The 15,975-nt window shown below is 39.9% G+C and carries 19 protein-coding genes; 4 read left to right on the top strand and 15 right to left on the bottom strand.

Features of this window, described 5'->3' with window-relative positions; translation table 11 throughout:
• Nucleotides 1–2: 2 nt before the first annotated feature.
• The 6 genes from PQ478_RS06490 to PQ478_RS06465 all read right to left on the bottom strand — a co-directional run bounded on the left by PQ478_RS06490 (nt 3) and on the right by PQ478_RS06465 (nt 6,768).
• Nucleotides 3–440 (bottom strand): YaaR family protein, encoded by a 438-nt coding sequence (locus tag PQ478_RS06490; RefSeq protein ID WP_289236200.1) that lies wholly within the window; start codon nt 438–440, stop codon nt 3–5.
• A 111-nt stretch (nt 441–551) separates the two neighbouring features.
• Nucleotides 552–1,955 (bottom strand): flagellin N-terminal helical domain-containing protein, encoded by a 1,404-nt coding sequence (locus PQ478_RS06485; protein WP_289236199.1) that lies wholly within the window; start codon nt 1,953–1,955, stop codon nt 552–554.
• Nucleotides 1,956–1,969: 14 nt separating this feature from the next.
• The gene (gene fliS / locus PQ478_RS06480) at nt 1,970–2,395 is read right to left on the bottom strand and encodes a flagellar export chaperone FliS (RefSeq protein ID WP_289236198.1); all 426 of its coding nucleotides are present in this window, start codon (nt 2,393–2,395) and stop codon (nt 1,970–1,972) included.
• Between the two features lie 64 nt (nt 2,396–2,459).
• Nucleotides 2,460–2,759, bottom strand: coding sequence for an EscU/YscU/HrcU family type III secretion system export apparatus switch protein (locus tag PQ478_RS06475; protein ID WP_012958275.1), 300 nt, complete (start codon nt 2,757–2,759; stop codon nt 2,460–2,462).
• Nucleotides 2,756–5,398, bottom strand: coding sequence for a hypothetical protein (locus PQ478_RS06470; RefSeq protein WP_289236197.1), 2,643 nt, complete (start codon nt 5,396–5,398; stop codon nt 2,756–2,758). Before PQ478_RS06470 ends, PQ478_RS06475 begins: the two co-directional genes overlap by 4 nt.
• A 122-nt stretch (nt 5,399–5,520) precedes the next feature.
• On the bottom strand, nt 5,521–6,768 hold the full coding sequence (locus tag PQ478_RS06465; RefSeq protein WP_289236944.1) for a DNA polymerase IV: 1,248 nt from the start codon (nt 6,766–6,768) through the stop codon (nt 5,521–5,523).
• Nucleotides 6,769–7,059: 291 nt separating this feature from the next.
• Here PQ478_RS06465 and PQ478_RS06460 point away from each other — a divergent pair, with 291 nt between their 5' ends.
• A complete protein-coding gene (locus PQ478_RS06460) occupies nt 7,060–7,266 on the top strand; it encodes a hypothetical protein (RefSeq protein WP_012958272.1) in 207 nt (68 codons plus the stop codon).
• A 292-nt stretch (nt 7,267–7,558) separates the two neighbouring features.
• Here the strand turns inward: PQ478_RS06460 and PQ478_RS06455 are convergent, their stop codons facing one another.
• The gene (locus PQ478_RS06455; protein ID WP_022626946.1) at nt 7,559–8,677 is read right to left on the bottom strand and encodes a M20/M25/M40 family metallo-hydrolase; all 1,119 of its coding nucleotides are present in this window, start codon (nt 8,675–8,677) and stop codon (nt 7,559–7,561) included.
• 143 nt (nt 8,678–8,820) lie between these two features.
• Complete coding sequence (gene mce / locus PQ478_RS06450; protein ID WP_075683430.1) at nt 8,821–9,246, bottom strand: methylmalonyl-CoA epimerase; 426 nt, start codon at nt 9,244–9,246, stop codon at nt 8,821–8,823.
• Nucleotides 9,247–9,410: 164 nt separating this feature from the next.
• Here mce and prli42 point away from each other — a divergent pair, with 164 nt between their 5' ends.
• Nucleotides 9,411–9,500 carry a stressosome-associated protein Prli42 gene (gene prli42, locus PQ478_RS06445; RefSeq protein WP_022626944.1) on the top strand — a complete coding sequence of 30 codons (90 nt, stop codon included), beginning with the start codon at nt 9,411–9,413 and terminating at the stop codon, nt 9,498–9,500.
• Nucleotides 9,501–9,550: 50 nt separating this feature from the next.
• Here the strand turns inward: prli42 and PQ478_RS06440 are convergent, their stop codons facing one another.
• The 7 genes from PQ478_RS06440 to PQ478_RS06410 form a co-directional block, all read right to left on the bottom strand.
• A complete protein-coding gene (locus PQ478_RS06440; protein ID WP_012958267.1) occupies nt 9,551–10,045 on the bottom strand; it encodes a L,D-transpeptidase in 495 nt (164 codons plus the stop codon).
• Nucleotides 10,046–10,095: 50 nt separating this feature from the next.
• Complete coding sequence (locus PQ478_RS06435) at nt 10,096–11,064, bottom strand: aromatic acid exporter family protein (RefSeq protein WP_012958266.1); 969 nt, start codon at nt 11,062–11,064, stop codon at nt 10,096–10,098.
• Between the two features lie 99 nt (nt 11,065–11,163).
• Nucleotides 11,164–11,886: an amino acid ABC transporter ATP-binding protein gene (locus tag PQ478_RS06430; protein WP_012958265.1), complete on the bottom strand. Its 723-nt coding sequence runs from the start codon at nt 11,884–11,886 to the stop codon at nt 11,164–11,166.
• Nucleotides 11,879–12,535: an amino acid ABC transporter permease gene (locus tag PQ478_RS06425; protein ID WP_012958264.1), complete on the bottom strand. Its 657-nt coding sequence runs from the start codon at nt 12,533–12,535 to the stop codon at nt 11,879–11,881. Before PQ478_RS06425 ends, PQ478_RS06430 begins: the two co-directional genes overlap by 8 nt.
• 33 nt (nt 12,536–12,568) lie before the next feature.
• Nucleotides 12,569–13,402: a transporter substrate-binding domain-containing protein gene (locus tag PQ478_RS06420; RefSeq protein WP_289236943.1), complete on the bottom strand. Its 834-nt coding sequence runs from the start codon at nt 13,400–13,402 to the stop codon at nt 12,569–12,571.
• 203 nt (nt 13,403–13,605) lie between these two features.
• Complete coding sequence (locus PQ478_RS06415) at nt 13,606–13,758, bottom strand: hypothetical protein (RefSeq protein WP_289236196.1); 153 nt, start codon at nt 13,756–13,758, stop codon at nt 13,606–13,608.
• Nucleotides 13,759–14,007: 249 nt separating this feature from the next.
• Nucleotides 14,008–14,739, bottom strand: coding sequence for a YqcI/YcgG family protein (locus PQ478_RS06410; protein WP_289236942.1), 732 nt, complete (start codon nt 14,737–14,739; stop codon nt 14,008–14,010).
• A gap of 123 nt (nt 14,740–14,862) precedes the next feature.
• On the opposite strand from PQ478_RS06410, the gene PQ478_RS06405 reads away from it, so the two are divergent.
• Both PQ478_RS06405 and PQ478_RS06400 read left to right on the top strand, forming a co-directional pair.
• Nucleotides 14,863–15,501, top strand: a complete 639-nt coding sequence (locus PQ478_RS06405) for a LysE family transporter (protein WP_289236195.1) — start codon at nt 14,863–14,865, stop codon at nt 15,499–15,501.
• Nucleotides 15,502–15,588: 87 nt separating this feature from the next.
• On the top strand, nt 15,589–15,972 hold the full coding sequence (locus PQ478_RS06400) for a PilZ domain-containing protein (RefSeq protein WP_289236194.1): 384 nt from the start codon (nt 15,589–15,591) through the stop codon (nt 15,970–15,972).
• Nucleotides 15,973–15,975 lie beyond the last annotated feature (3 nt).

The following is a 15,975-nucleotide window of genomic DNA, read 5'->3' as shown; positions in this document are numbered from 1 at the left end:
TTTTACGCATAAATATTAACGAGCAGCCCTTTGATTTCTCCAACCATATCAAGAATCTGCAAGCCTTTTTTCTCTTTTTCAAGTACTGCATCGGTTAAATCCAGCAGTTTACGATCGACTTCTTGTACAATCTTGTAGATCTTCGTACGTCCCCTGCGATTAAAGCCCCTTCTCTCTTCAAGGCTTAATCCAAATTGAACAGCATCTTCCATAAATTCTTTGACAAGCTGCTTATATTTACGAAGCTCTTCAACCGTTCTTGATTCAGCAAGAACTTTTCCTTGATCATCAATTTTCTGCATTAATTGAGATAACTTCTCGTATGCTTTCTCATCACGCTGTTTCCCCATTACTTCTTGAAAGGAAATTTTAGCTGATGGTTCCTGTTTTTTCGGTTCAATCTTACCAAGCCCTGTACGAGCAATCCGTCCGACATCCATGATCTCACGTCCTCACCATGATCTTATCTGTGCTGTTATTTTAGCATAAATAGGAAGTAATGAAACAAGAAAAAGCGAAAAGACTTAAGTCTCCCCGCCTTCCCATTTCCGTTATTGTAATAATTGAAGCACACCTTGCGGCAGTTGATTCGCTTGCGCAAGCATCGCTGTTGCTGATTGATTTAAAATATTGTTACGAGTAAATTCCGTCATCTCAAGCGCCATATCCGCATCACGAATACGAGACTCAGAAGCTGTTAAGTTCTCATGAGTAACTTGCAGGTTGTTGATTGTATGCTCCATACGGTTCTGAACTGCCCCAAGCTTCGCACGAGCATCAGAAAGCTTGTTGATCGCTTGATCGAGTTGGAAGATGGCCGAGTTAGCACCCGCATTAGAAAGCACATCAATATTCTCAATACCTAACGTAACAATGTCCATACGAGGGATATCAATCATTACATTTTGGTTCGTGTTAGGCCCGATTTGGAAGGAAAGAGCGTTGTTGGTGATATTAAAATCAAGGGTATCATCTTTAATATTTGTATTGAATTGATACTCAATCCCCCCGTGCTTAAATAATCCATTGTTTGATACTAATTTTCTTGCTGCTTGAATATCAGTAGGATCTTCAGAATCAGTATTATCTCTTAATACGATTTCAGCTTCTACTTCCATCTTAACTTTAACAGTTCCAGCAGAGCTTATTTTAGAAGTATCAATAGTTATTCCAAAGATATCTATCTCACCAGCGTCATCATGTTCACCAATATTAACTACTTTATTTCCCATGGATAAACCATTAGGATCCAAAATCTCAATCTTAGCATCTTTACTATTAGTGTTAACTTCACGGATCATAATTGTGTATTCACCAAACAACATTCCTTGATCCCCACCAAGGGCTGCTGTAAATGTTACATCAGTTGCTTCATCAGCACCTAACCCAGCTGATTTTTGTGTAAAAGTATATTTAGCAGTGGGATTAGTAACTTCAACTTGATAATCTCCAGATTTCAAATTTGCATTTGTCACCTTAGGAAAGCCTACTAGATTTATCTTATTCGCATCATTTCCATAAGTCGTCAACACAGCACTAAACCCATTCAACAACTTCCTCGTATTAAACTCTGTCTTCTCTGAAATGGAATCTATCTCCAACTTCAACTGGTCAATCTCTTTTTGAATTTGTTCGCGGTCGTATTCAGTGTTTGTGTCATTGGCTGCTTGGACAGCTAATTCACGCATGCGCTGCAGCATCGTATGTACTTCCTGCATAGCTCCTTCTGACGTTTGCATTAGTGAAATTCCGTCCATTGCATTACGTTCAGCCATTTTCAGGCCGCGGATTTGCGAACGCATTTTTTCAGAGATTGCAAGGCCCGCTGCATCATCTGCAGCACGGTTAATTCGAAGGCCTGATGATAGTTTCTCTAAGTTTTTTGACGTTTGAAATTGGTTTTGATATAGATTTCTATAAGCATTCAGCGCTTGAATATTATTATTAATTTTCATTTTAGGAGGCTCCTTTAGTCTTGGTAAATGGCGGTTGACTCGTATGCATTCGCCTTTTGTTTCATCATTTTCGGCTGTATATCTTTTTTCGATTTCATCGCTTCATTCCATGAAAACATGATCGATTCGATGATTTGAATGACTTCTTCAATCATCGCTTTATCTTTTTTTATATTTGCTTCGACAATTTTATCCGCCGCATAGTTATATACTTGCTCAAGCTGATCCGCAATGATCCCTGCTTCATAATTAATACCAGCACCTAGGCGATGAATGATATCACTCGCTTTTTGCAGTTTTGCGTTCGCTTCTACATATTCTTTTTGATCAATCATTCCTAGTGCATCTTCTAAGTTCATTAAACAAGCCTCATACAACAGTGCTGTCAATTCTTGAGAGGACTTTTGATGAAGGGCTTCGTTTGTTAGGAAAGTGGTCAAACCTTTCCACCTCCGTCTGCATTTTCTTTTGACACTATTAGTATCGACTTATGTCGATCGTTGTTTAATAGTTTTTCTCCATATCTTCAATCAGCAGCAAGATTTCTGCCATAACTGAATAAAGCTGAGGAGGAATATTATCGCCTAGATCCATGTCCAGTAAATTCGAAACGAGTGTCGCATCTTCTTGCATATGAATGTCATTTTTATGGGCTAGCTGAATAATTTGATTCGCAAGCTGCCCCCTCCCTTGTGCAACCACCTTTGGAGCACTTCCGTCTTCTTTATCATAGCGAATAACAGCAGCTGTTGGTCCGTTCTGAATCCGCCGCTTCGTTTGGTTAAAGTGTTTTTGAACGATCATATTTTAAAGTCAAATCCTTTCTCAGTAAACGTAGGGGTCTGGACCTTTTTCTGTACTTGATCTAGTGCTGGGTCTTGTTCGTCTTGTTTAAGCTTTGAATATTGAATACCTTTGATTGAATAGCCTATCGCTGATAACTTTTCTACTGCTTGATCAACCAAAGGGGCCATTTTTTCCACAAAGGCTTCTCCGTCATTTTTTAGCGTAACCGACAATTGACGATCTGCAGCTGAAATAGCGATTCCCACTTCACCCATCTTAGGAGTTTCCATTAAGAAAAATAAACTGCAATTCTCCCAGTCTACCTTCTCTCCCTCATTACGTGAGTTCACAAACACTTGTAAGTTCTCTACTTTATTTTGAAGCAGCATCGGTAAATTGAAAAATAAACTTTGCATGTTTGCTTGTTGGTCAGACCTGCTTAATAATTGCTGACCTGTCATATTATTTAAGGCTTGATTCGCTAATTGATTTAAACGAGTGCCTTCTTCTTCACCGCGAGCAATCTGCATAAGAGTCGCTTTCACATTACGTTCATTTATTTCAGTATGCTCTTTTGCCGCTGCTAATTGCTGGGCAATCTCACTATCACGATTTAACCCCATTCCTCTGATCATCTCAAACATGGCACGCGGCGACCCTTCTTGGATCGGAGAACGAGCATGTTCACTATACTGCTGCGAGAGAATCTGAGAAGGAGTCCGGCCTTCTTGGCCCGCGCGTTCATTTAGCGCTACGTAATGCTTCACTTTTGTTTCTGAGGGCTGGAAGTTTAGCCTTTCTACTAGCTGCTTTACCTCTTTTACGATTTGATTAGCCTGTTCATGAAGCCCTTTTGATAACAGCTTTTTCGCTTCTTGAAGCTGGCTGCTGGCTTGCATTAAACTTCTCTCTGTCTTCATATCGGTTAAAAGCATCATTTCAGACCGAAGAATCGCATGATCTAACTTTTTGATTGTACTTTCAAGCAACGGTTTGGTAGACGGTTCTGCATGCTGTTTGAACTGTTCTGTACGACGAATGATTTGGTCTAATGTCCGGCTGATCTCACGTTGAAATTGTTTAAACGTCTGGGCAGCTTCGGCTAATTTTTCAGTAACCGTTGTGACAGCAATATTTTTGCTTGCTGCTTCTAGACTCGTTTGATAAACCTCATTTTGAATATATTGATCCGCCCCCAGTAAGCTGGCTCCACTTTGAATTGATCCAGTCTGATTAGGACTAAACTGATTAGAGTCCACACCCGCTTTTAACGATTCTACTTCTAGTAAAGCCTGGCTCAAAAATTGCCTTGCTCTCATTTCTCTACCGTTATTGACTGCATCTGCTGCTTTTATTAAAGCTTCACCAAGCTGTTTTTGGGTCTCTCTAGGTATTTCAGGGTGGTTCAGTAGTGACGTTTCAATCATTTGAATAACACGTTGTATATTCGGCTCCTGCTGAAGGGCTTTGCCCGCATCCATCAATGCACTGCCTAAAGAGTTCGACTGAATGGAATTCAAATTACTTGTCCCATTTACATTCGACTGGATCAATTCTTCGCTTTTAGTAAGGGCTTGAATCATTTGTTCTCGACCAGCTTGAATTAATTGAGCTGCTTGTGCTACTGCCTTATCCACTAGCTGCTGATGAGCGGTAGAGAGTTCTTGGCTGCTACGTGCTGTGCGGATCATTTCAACAGTATCCTCAATCGAACCTCCTGCTTGGCTGATCGCTTGCAGCTCACGATTGATTTGACTGTCAATGCCGCTAGATTGGCGCAGCACCTGACTTACCGCCTCCTGCACCCGCTCTTTGGCGACTTTCGTTAAATGAGCGGCTTCAGTTGTTGAGCGTTCCACTAACTGAGCTGCCTCACGTGATGTCTCCGGATGTTGAACGACTTGGCTTCTTGCCGTTTGAACAGCTCGCTCTATTGATGCATCCTGCTGAATCATTTGACGTATTTGACGCAAATAATCAGGAGACATTCTCCCGTTTTGGTTGCTGCCTAAAGGTTCGCCGTTCCTTGCTGGCAGCTCTTGCCTTCCTTCTGACGTCCGTTCCCTTGGCTCCACTTTAAATTCAGGATCCACTTCCTTTGCGAGATCATTTAACACATGTGTATATGGGCGTCCGTGTAATGCTTCGTGGACACTTCGTAAATGAGTCGACGTTACTTCCAATCGCTTATTCGCTAACGCCTTAACTGTCTCTAGTCTATTTGCTGCATCACCGCTTCTAAGAAACCGGTCTAATTCGGCCACACCCTCTCTAGTAAGCGGAACGCCTTTATCCATTAGGGCCTGCGCTGCTTCTCTCATCGCAGGTGTGGGATTTTTCGAACCTAAATTTTGCAGTGTTTGATTCAACGTATCTCTATTTTGGTTGATTGCTTGAGTAGCTGCGCGCGGCTCCTCATTAACCGCTCGAACATTGATATGAGCTTCTTTTACTTGATCAACTTGTATCGTCACTCGCTCACCCGAGGGTACGCCCCCTTCAAACCTTGTCAGGACCTCTCTTCCTCTAATACTGATAAGCGCTTCATTATGATCTTTTCTCTCTTTTACTGTTGCTTTATATACATCACCTTCACGTAACGGTATAGCCCGCTCTGGCTGTTGATTTTGAATTTGCTGCAGGTGATTGACTTGCATGTGGCTCACGCTCCCGGTCTTCGTTTCGATTATCCATCGACCTTTTATATTCTTATTCTTTATATCGGCACGTCCTTGCCCATCTTACATGGGCATTCTTAAAACAAAAAAAAGAACCAGAATTATTCTGGTTCTAGAAAATCTTTGCTAAAACTCGTCCCTTCTTCAGTTGATGCTACTTCTTTTCTTTTCCATTTGCCAGACAATCCTTTTTGCAGTGCCTGCTCTCCGAATTTCTCATGCACTTCCTTAACTAAATGAGAAAGCTTTTCTTCTTTTATGTCATCTTGATAATGAAAGAGATCGAGTTGCTTATAAGCATATTGCTGCTCAATCAAATCGTATGTGCTGATACCTAGTAAGCGGACAGATTCTTGGTTCCATGCTTTTAGGAAAATTTGTTTAGCTTGTTTATAGAGATCTTCAGGCTTTTGAGCAGGATTTGAGAGCTTCTGGCTTCTCGTAATCGTTTGCCAATCATGATAGCGGATCGTCAGCTGGACCCCTCTTGCAAAGACTTGCTTTTTTTCAAGGCGCCTTGAGACTGATTGGGATAACTGCTTCAACGTTTGATCAATCACCGCCATGTTTTTAGTATTTTGCTTTAAGGTGGTTGAATGGCCAATTGTTTTAAATTCGTAGATCGCTTCAGGGTCTACCGGGCGATGATCAATACCATTTGCTCGTTCGTGAAGCTTTCGGCCGTTTGTTCCAAACCAGGCTTGAACATCTCCCATTTGAGCATGTGCCAGATCACCAATTGTTTTGATCCCTTTCTTTTCCCACTTTTCTACAGTGCGCCTTCCAATCCCATGCATCTCACCAATTGGCAAAGGCCATAACTTCTCTTTCATATCTCGTTTTCTCAAAATGGTAATGCCATTAGGCTTTTTCATGTCACTTGCCATCTTTGCCAAAAACTTATTTGGGGCAATACCAATACTACATGGCAAATCAAGCTCTACTTTAATACGGCGTTGAATTTCTGCGGCCAAATGCAGAGGGTGTATTTTGGACAGATACGCTGTTACATCCAAATACCCTTCATCAATTGATACTGGCTGAACAAGCGGAGTGTATTCTCTTAATAACTCAAATAAAGCACGGGACGATTCTTTGTACCGCTCAAAATTTGGTCTTCTTAACTCTAAGTCCGGACAAAGACGAAGGGCCTTCCAAACTGGCATCGTTGTTTTAACCCCTTTTGCACGAGCCTCATAACTGCTGGTGACAATAATTCCGCGACGCTCTTCTACATTTCCAGCAATCGCAAGAGGTTTTCCTAGTAAAGTGGGATCATATGACATTTCCACAGAGGCATAGAAGCTATTCATATCAATATGAAAAATAACTCTTCTTTGATTCATGATGATCCCACTCCTTTACACTTAATTATACGAAAGAATGTTCGTTTTTAAAAGTTATTGGTCCTAAAATAATTGCTGTACCATCACCAATTTTAATTAAAAGAATCCATTCTCATACTTTTTTAATTTTCGCCAAAACTAGTATCATACCAAGGATACAAAGTATAAGTCAATATTTTTTTGCGATTTTATTTAAAAAAACATTGCCTTTCATGTATATTTCAGATAAGGTTAAAGTAGCAGGCGAAACGATAAGGTTTTTGTCGAAAGCCTGCAAATTGGAGGTGTCTTATTATGACCCACTATCAGTTGAAATGTGATCAGCGCTATGCCGATGTATTCGACCGCATTGTCGTTCTCCTCCACGCATATAAAAAGGAACATGCCAAGTCACCTACGATTGCACAAATTGCATCTATAATCGGTGACAGTGAGGAAATGGTGTTAGAAAGCATAGAATTCGGACGGTATTCACCGCAACAATCGCCATTTTTACACTAGAACTTATCCAAATGTATGGACCCACGCAATATTCCGCACGATCGGCAAAATGACTATATAGTCGTTATCTCTTTCTGCCGAAACATCCCAGAAAAACTTCTTTGAGCTATAGTATAGATAGTAAGTTTTCGAGGTATACCAGGTGATGATTGCATGATTGCTCGTGTTTGTTTATTTATAAACCATACAAACAATTAACATCATCTGGCCCTCTTTTATGTATGTAAGATTCCCTATAAATAGAAAAAAACCGATGAATCTTCTTAAGTCCACCGGTCTCTTTACCCCTTAATTATTTTGCCGCTTCTTTTACTACCGCTACTACTGCTTCTGATAACTTCACAAGCTCTTTAATCGGCATTCTTTCATTCTTTGTATGGATCTCTTCGTAACCTACAGCAAGGTTAACAGTCGGCACTCCGTGTCCTGCGAAGATATTTGCATCACTTCCTCCGCCGCTTTGAAGTAATTCCGGTGTACGGCCAATCGCTGTCATTGCACGTTTAGCCACTTCAACAACTTCATCACCATCACCTAGCTTAAACCCTGGATACATCACATCAATTTCAACGTCAGCTTTTGTACCCATTTCCTTAGCCGTTTGTTCAAACGCTTCTTTCATTTTCGCTACTTGCGCTTCCATTTTTTCATTCACCAAAGAACGGGCTTCCGCCAAAATAGCCACGTGATCGCACACGATATTCGTTTGACTTCCCCCTTCAAAACGGCCGATATTTGCTGTCGTTTCTTCGTCAATTCGACCTAAAGGCATTTTTGAGATTGCTTTTGCTGCCACTGTAATAGCTGAAATCCCCTTCTCTGGAGCAACACCGGCATGTGCAGTCTTGCCGTGTACAACGGCTTTAACTTTTGCTTGTGTTGGTGCCGCTACAATAATATTACCTACAGGTCCATCACTATCTAGCGCAAAGCCGTATTTCGCTTTTAGATGAGCAGGATCCATTGCTTTTGCACCTACAAGTCCAGATTCTTCTCCGACCGTAATAATAAATTGAATCGTCCCGTGTTCGATATTTTGTTCTTTAAGCACGCGGATCCCTTCAAGCATCGCTGCAATACCCGCTTTATCATCAGCACCTAAAATCGTTGTTCCGTCTGTGACAACATATCCATCTTTAATTGACGGCTTAACTCCCTTACCTGGTACAACTGTATCCATATGAGAAGTGAAATAAATTGCATCTACCCCATCTTTTGTTCCCGGTAATGTACAAATGAGGTTTCCTGCACTGTGGTCTGTTTTATCAGCTGCATCATCTTCAACTACCTCTACTCCAAGAGAAGTGAATTTTTCTGTCAAAATCGGTGCAATTTCCGCTTCAAACTTTGTTTCTGAATCAATTTGTACAAGCTCTAAAAATTCATCTACTAAACGTTTTTCATTAATCATTATGTAAGCCTCCAATTTGTAGTTTCAGCTTAATGGTACATGATTTCAAGGAATTTTTCACCTTTTCAAGCGATAGACACTATATTATCTAAAATAAAACACTAAAAAGATGCATCAAATCAATGATGCATCTATATAACACTTTATTTTGTCACTTGCTCTTTTTCACAGAATTCATATAGAACCCCTCTGGCTGATTTAGGATGTAAAAACGCCACTTTTGCTCCACCAGCTCCTGGTACAGGCTCATCATTGATCATTTTTACGCCATTCTCTTTAATATCTTCAATTCTTGATTCAATGTTCGTTACACCAAGTGCAATATGATGAACCCCTTCACCGCGTTTTGCAATAAATTTAGCAATTGGACTTTCGTCTGACAGCGGCTCTAATAATTCAATCTTAGATTCGCCAACCCCTAAAAAGGCTACTTTCACTCCTTGAGACGGTACTTCTTCAATATCAATTAGACGTAATTTCAAGCTTCCTACATAAAAAGGCAGAACCTCTTCAATAGATGTTACCGCAATCCCAATATGATCAATTTTTTTCGGTGTTTTTTCACTCAAAGGAACCACTCCTCCATTTATGACAGTCTAGTTATAACATTCGTTCCACCAATCAAAAAATCCTGCATATCCTGTCAAATTTTCTCGATTACGAAGGTACCCCTTGTCCTAATAGCGAGTTCTTAGTAAAATATAGGGTACAGACGTATGAGGGAGGGTATTACATGCCACGCAAATTCCAAAAAACAATTATTTATATTATGATTTTCACTATGGTTGTAGGAACACTTTTAATGGGTGTATCACTATTCTAATCATTCATCTAACGATAAAAGTCGCTGCCAGAGTTCTGGCAGCGACTTTCTTACATAGCACCTGCATCTTTCGCTAATTGTTCAAAAGATGCGTCTTTTTGCTTCAGAATATGAACTTTCGTACCTAAAGGAATTTGATCAAATAGCTGCTCAACTTCTTCATTGGGCAGGCGTACGCATCCTGCTGTCACATGAGAACCGATCGAGTCAGGTCTATTGGTCCCGTGGATTCCATAGATCCTGCCATCGGTTCCTTCCGCATCAAATCCGATCCATCTGGTGCCAAGAGGGTTATGTGGATCACCGCCTTTAATGTCCAATTTTCTGTAATATGGATTTTCAGCTTTCACCACAACAGTAAACTCTCCCTCAGGTGTTTCTGCCCCCTCTTTTCCGCTCGCTACTCTATATACCCTTTGAACCTGGCCATCATAAATAAAAGCCAGTTCATTTGTTTCAATATTAATGATCAGGTAAGGATCGCCCAATGCAGGATTCTCACCCAAAGGCCAAATCGGGGAAAACACCATTAAAAGCGATAACATCACAGCTGCCACATAATCACCAGCCCTGCTTTTTACCTGTAGCTTGCCTCTTAAATAGATCGTTTATCCACGTGATTCCATAAGCTGTCTTTAATATGAAGATATTGCCTTAATTCATGCATAATGTAGAATAAAGACGAGCGAATTTCAAACTCCTCTCTTGTCTTAGGCAGTTCCATTTCCCTGAATTCAGCTTCCATTTGATCAAGGCGTTCTAAGAAGTAAACCACATGATTAGCAGGACTTAACGATTTACTTAATTCATCTAAGAAATCCGCTAGCTGAACGCTTTGAGGCAACGATCTCTCTAATGAAGAGATAAATGGCATCAGGCGTTCAACAATTTCAAACTGCTTCTCCCTCATCTTGAAATAATGATAATATTGGTCTTCATAACGCATTATGTGGTTATGAACATTTCGCAAAGCTTCATTCTTACCCTTCTTCAACAATTCCACTGTCTCTGGAATTTCAGCTCCGTCCCAATCACTTTGTCCGTGCCGTAAATATTCAGCCATTTCATGCAGAATCTTTTTAAAGTGATCTTCTATGTCCTTTAAATAAACACGTAAAACTTTTTCGCTGCTTGGCATATATAAATTCATAATTAATGCAACACCTATTCCGATGATGATTAATAATAATTCATTAATAATAATGGCGGTTGAGACTTGCTGCAGTGTATAGAGATGCAAGACGATGACTAAACTCGTTACAATTCCCTCTTGAACTTTCAACATGACGGCTGTAGGTATGAATACTAAGAGCAATAAACCGAGCGACCAAGGTTCATAACCCACTAATTCAAATATAATTACACTATAAGCCATGCCGATCAGACAAGCAGCAAAACGCTGCCAGGATACGATTAATGACTTTCTTTTTGTAATGGAAATACAAAGGATCGTAATAATGGCTGCTGACGCATAAAAATCTAGTTGAAGAAGCTGGGCAATGGCGATTGCTATCGCTGCACCTACTGCTGTTTTTAAGGTTCGATAGCCAATTTTAAAATTCATTCATCACAGGCCTTTCTTTTATTATTGTTTTTATCATACCTTACTTTATTGTCATTTAATATAAAAAAGACCCACAGCCAATCACTGTGAATCTCTTCGTTATAATACCTTTTCAAGAAAGTCTTTGGCACGTTCTGATTTAGGCTCTGTAAAAAAGGTTTCAGGCGGAGCGTCCTCGACTAGCTTGCCCCCGTCCAAAAATAACACCCGATCGGCCACTTCACGCGCAAACCCCATCTCATGAGTGACGATCATCATCGTCATTCCTGTATGAGCTAAATCTTTCATAACAGCCAGCACCTCTTTAACCATTTCAGGATCAAGAGCTGATGTCGGCTCATCAAAAAGCATCACCTCAGGTTCCATAGCGAGCGCTCGTGCAATCGCCACACGTTGCTTTTGTCCTCCTGACAGCCTGTTAGGGTACTCATCTCGTTTTTCAAGCAGTCCAACCTTTTTCAAAAGCTTTTCTGCTCGTTCTACGGCCTCGCTTTTTGACACTCCTTTTACTGTCATAGGAGCATACGTCAAATTCTGAAGCACTGTCATATGAGGGAAAAGATGAAAATGCTGAAACACCATCCCGATCTGCTCACGTACTTTGAGTACATTCGTCTTCTTGTTTGTCAGATCTTGATCTCCGACCCAAATATGACCTGCTGTAGGCTTTTCTAAGAGATTAATGCAGCGGAGGAAGGTTGATTTTCCAGAGCCTGAAGGTCCAATAACCGCTACAACGTCTCCTTTATTTACTTCCGTTGAAATCCCTTTTAAGACCTCAACTTTTCCAAAGGCTTTATGCAAATTATCGACCTTAATCACTGCGTTGCAATCTCCTTTCGATCATTCGTCCAATAATGGTCAACACCATCACCATCACATAATAAATTAAACCAACAAACAATAACGCTTCGAAATACTTATAGATCTGCGCATTGACCATTTGAGCACGGCGCATAATATCCCACACCCCGATAATCGATACAATGGCTGACTCTTTCGTCAAGTTAATGAACTCATTAAAAAGGGCAGGAAGAATATTACGAAATGCTTGCGGTAAAATGATTCTGATCATCATTGGACGCTCAGGGATACCTAGTGCAGCGGCAGCTTCTTTTTGACCCTTATCAACCGCTTGAATCCCTGCACGGATAATTTCTGAAACATAAGCAGATGAGTTTAAACCAAAGGCTAGGACCCCTGCTAAAAAGGCGCTCATTTCAATACCAAATTGCGGTGCCCCATAATAAATGATGGATAATTGCAAGATTAAAGGCGTCCCGCGGAAAACAGATGTATACGCATGAGCAAACCAGCGCAGTACAGCTATCTTGCCAATTTTCATGATGGCTAAAATAATTCCTAAGATTAGACCGACTAATAATGAGGTAGATACAAATTGTAATGTAACCCCAATCCCTTTTAATATAAAAGGGATATGGGGTTCAATCACTCTAAAATCTATGTTCATGACTGAATGTTTCCTTCCTACACAACGTATTCTTTATTCTTCAGCGTCGAACCATTTGATAATCAGCTCGTCCATTAGGCCGCTGTCAATCATTTCGTTTAATTTATCATTGAAAGGTTCAACAAGCTCGCTGCCTTTAGGGAAGGCAATCGCAGAACCAGCTAGTTCCTCACTTGGCACTTCAAATTGCGCTAAGCCTGATTGAGACTCCATATAACCTGCAGCAACGGTATCTTCCATAAGGATCGCATCAAGACGACCTGCTAGTAATTCTTGAATTAATTCAGGAATACGGTCACGTTTTTCTACATTAAAACCAATCTCTTCTGCTAAATCTTCTGCTTCCCCTTCTTGGATGGAACCAAGCTGGACTCCGACAGTTAATCCCTCAAGATCTTCAACTGCACTTAATCCTTGATCTTCTTTAGACACAATTAAATTCTGTGCTTCATAATAGATATCTGAGAAATCAACATTCTCTTTACGTTCTTCTGTTGGTGTCATTCCAGCTAGTACAAAATCTGCACGTCCTGCTTCCATTGCTGGAATTAACCCGTTAAAATCAACATCTTGAATTTCAAGTTCATATCCTAATTCACCTGCAATGTGATTCGCAATATCAATATCAAAACCGACAATCTCACCTGACTCTAAATCCACAGACTCGTACGGAGGATAGTCAGCTGATGTGGCCATAATTAATGTGCCGCCTTCCCCTGATGTTGCATCTTCATTCACTTCTTCAGTTGGCTCCTCAGCTGGTGCTTCCACTTCCGCAGGCCCGTTTCCTTCTGCTCCACACCCTGCTAATAATCCTACTGATAGGATTGCCGATAATCCTGCCACACTCCACTTATACTTTTTCATCATTATTAACCCCCAACTATCTTTCTAGTAATATAATAATTATGCTTGTAGATGCATAATAACACATAGTTTTATGCATGAAAATAACTTTTCTAAAAAAAATCTTTTTTTAATTAATATCAGAAAATTCATGTTTTTTCAACTATAATCTTTTTTTTACAAAAAAAGATGACCGCTAAAAGCGATCATCACCTTACATTTATTTATTCTGCTTCTTCTTCTACTTCGATGTCATCTTCTTGTTCCATTGCTGGATCATCTGCTGGAGCTGGCTCATCTACCGGCTCACCGCATGCTGCTAATACACTTACTGATAATGCACCTGCTAGTAATGTATAAAGTAGTTTCTTGCTCATTGAAAATTCCTCCTTCGTGTCGGTTGAAATTTTATACTAATGTGCTTCGAACTACACCTATCATACTAAAACAAAATGCACTTTATAAGTCATTTTCCTAAAATTACAAGTTTTCACAAAATTATTTGAGAGTTTCCCACCCTATGACAGTCAGTGACAAAAATTAAAAACAATTAAAATACAATTAAAAAACCACAGCACTATGTACAATGGCTTAATGAACTGTGGTTTTAGTCTTGGAGGTACCCCCTATTTATTTGTATTAACAGCATGAAACGGACATTTAGAAGTAATCGGCTCACAATCGTCCCCGATGAAAAATTGTTTCCATTCTTGATGCGTTGGATCACCATAATGACTGATATCAGGATGCTTCGGGAGCTTATCCCATGCCTCTACTCGTTTTCTTACTGCTTCTCTAGAATTTATTCCATTCGGTTCTGTTCCTTTTAGACCTTCAAAGATTCGACGAGGCTGAATTCCAATGACCATACTCTCACCTAAGTTTCTTGTGATTCGCTGTTTATAGGCAGGAGCATTTCCAAATGCAAAAATCGATTCATCGTCAAAGCAAAACGACCATAAGAAATCATTTGGATCTGCTGGTGTGTGGTCGGGCCACTTTTTTGGATCATGCCGATTCAAGTATTGCAATACATCCCAGAAATAGTTTCTATAATAGGAAAGAGGCTGTTCTTTATTCTCAGGCTCTACGAATATAAAAAGGCCGCGCCGTACTAAAGGAGGCTCTTTCACTAATTGTAAAAAGGTTGAAAGAGTACGAGGAAGATGAGACCAATCAGAATGACTGATATAGGAATACCTGAGCTCCCCTCTTTCTTCACCTGTTCTGCCAAAAAAACAAGGGAAAGTTGGCTTCATCACTACTTCGCGATATTTATGATATTCCTCACTTACCCATTTAGGTACAATTTTTTCATTTTGCATATGCTCACTTGTTAATAAGTAGTTTGATTGCATATTCATAAAAACCCCTCCCTACCTTCACTTTATGATGATGATGTATAAAATAGAATATTCTTGCCGGTTTATGAATAACTTGTCTTATGTCTGTTATAGACGCATAAAAAGGAGGTGCGCTGCTTGATATCAAGCATTCTATTAGGCATTGCCCTAGCAGCACCGGTAGGGCCTATTAGTTTAGAAATGATTAAACGTGGTGTGAGATTTGGATTTTTTGCCTCCTTAGCAATAGGGCTTGGCGGCATGACTGCTGATGCTTTATTTATGCTTCTCATATACTTTGGGCTGACACATTTTTTAACGATCGAAATCGTTCATATCCTATTGTTTTTCTTCGGCAGTCTTTTTCTGCTCAAATTAAGCATTGAATCAATCAATAACACCATGAAACCTATAGATACGGTGAATCAGAATGAAACTCCTTCAAATAGAATCGTACTGAATAGTTATGTTATTGGCTTTACAATCGCGCTTATAAATCCAATTAATATTCTTTTTTGGTTCGGGATTTATGGCTCTGTGTTAAGCGAGACTGCTCATAACACATCTATAGATGCTGTATTCTATCAAGCCGTGTTCATTTTTTTAGGTATCTTTCTATGGAATGTATGCATTTCAACCTTATCAAAACTAACATCCTTTGTTATGAATAACCGATTGTATCAGTATATTCATGGCTTTGCGGCACTCTTGCTTATGTATTACAGTCTGCATTTCGGATATGAATGTATCCAATCGATTCGATTAGCCCTTGCCTAACCATTCACGATTTTGACAGAAACTAAACCTCCCTATCGTTCCTGATTCTAGTATAATGAAAAAAATACCAGAAAGTGAGAGAGTGAAATGCAGTATAGAAGAGAAGAATCATTCCGCTATGAATTTAGTGAACCCCTTAAGTCAACCTTTAAAATCATTCGAATCTCTGATGCAAATGTTGAGAGTAAAGAAGGTGAGATGTACATCTTAGATATAAGTGCCGGAGGAGTCAAAATGAATACTCACCTTGAGCTGCCCAACCCCAATAAGGCTAAGGTTGAAGTCGAGGTTGAATTGCAGCTTGCCGAAAAAACTTTAGATGTACAAGGAGAGATCGTTTGGAAAAAACCATTTAGGAAAAGCTACCATTACGGAATTGATTTCTCCATTACTGAGACCGAGAGTCAAGAATTAATAAAGATATTAAAAGAGCATATCAAGTATATCCAGATTAAAAAAGAACATGAGTGATCA

Source organism: Alkalihalophilus pseudofirmus, assembly GCF_029094545.1.
Lineage (GTDB): Bacteria > Bacillota > Bacilli > Bacillales > Bacillaceae_D > Alkalihalophilus > Alkalihalophilus pseudofirmus.
The sequence above is the reverse complement of the archived record's forward strand: the minus strand, read 5'-3'. Positions and strand labels throughout refer to the sequence as shown.

Coding starts and splice junctions, on each gene's coding strand:
- PQ478_RS06490 (WP_289236200.1), bottom strand. CDS start 440: ATGGATGTCGGACGGATTGCTCGTACAGGGCTTGGTAAGATTGAACCG.
- PQ478_RS06485 (WP_289236199.1), bottom strand. CDS start 1,955: ATGAAAATTAATAATAATATTCAAGCGCTGAATGCTTATAGAAATCTA.
- PQ478_RS06475 (WP_012958275.1), bottom strand. CDS start 2,759: ATGATCGTTCAAAAACACTTTAACCAAACGAAGCGGCGGATTCAGAAC.
- PQ478_RS06470 (WP_289236197.1), bottom strand. CDS start 5,398: ATGCAAGTCAATCACCTGCAGCAAATTCAAAATCAACAGCCAGAGCGG.
- PQ478_RS06460 (WP_012958272.1), top strand. CDS start 7,060: ATGACCCACTATCAGTTGAAATGTGATCAGCGCTATGCCGATGTATTC.
- PQ478_RS06455 (WP_022626946.1), bottom strand. CDS start 8,677: ATGATTAATGAAAAACGTTTAGTAGATGAATTTTTAGAGCTTGTACAA.
- prli42 (WP_022626944.1), top strand. CDS start 9,411: ATGCCACGCAAATTCCAAAAAACAATTATTTATATTATGATTTTCACT.
- PQ478_RS06440 (WP_012958267.1), bottom strand. CDS start 10,045: ATGTTATCGCTTTTAATGGTGTTTTCCCCGATTTGGCCTTTGGGTGAG.
- PQ478_RS06435 (WP_012958266.1), bottom strand. CDS start 11,064: ATGAATTTTAAAATTGGCTATCGAACCTTAAAAACAGCAGTAGGTGCA.
- PQ478_RS06425 (WP_012958264.1), bottom strand. CDS start 12,535: ATGAACATAGATTTTAGAGTGATTGAACCCCATATCCCTTTTATATTA.
- PQ478_RS06420 (WP_289236943.1), bottom strand. CDS start 13,402: ATGAAAAAGTATAAGTGGAGTGTGGCAGGATTATCGGCAATCCTATCA.
- PQ478_RS06415 (WP_289236196.1), bottom strand. CDS start 13,758: ATGAGCAAGAAACTACTTTATACATTACTAGCAGGTGCATTATCAGTA.
- PQ478_RS06410 (WP_289236942.1), bottom strand. CDS start 14,739: ATGCAATCAAACTACTTATTAACAAGTGAGCATATGCAAAATGAAAAA.
- PQ478_RS06400 (WP_289236194.1), top strand. CDS start 15,589: ATGCAGTATAGAAGAGAAGAATCATTCCGCTATGAATTTAGTGAACCC.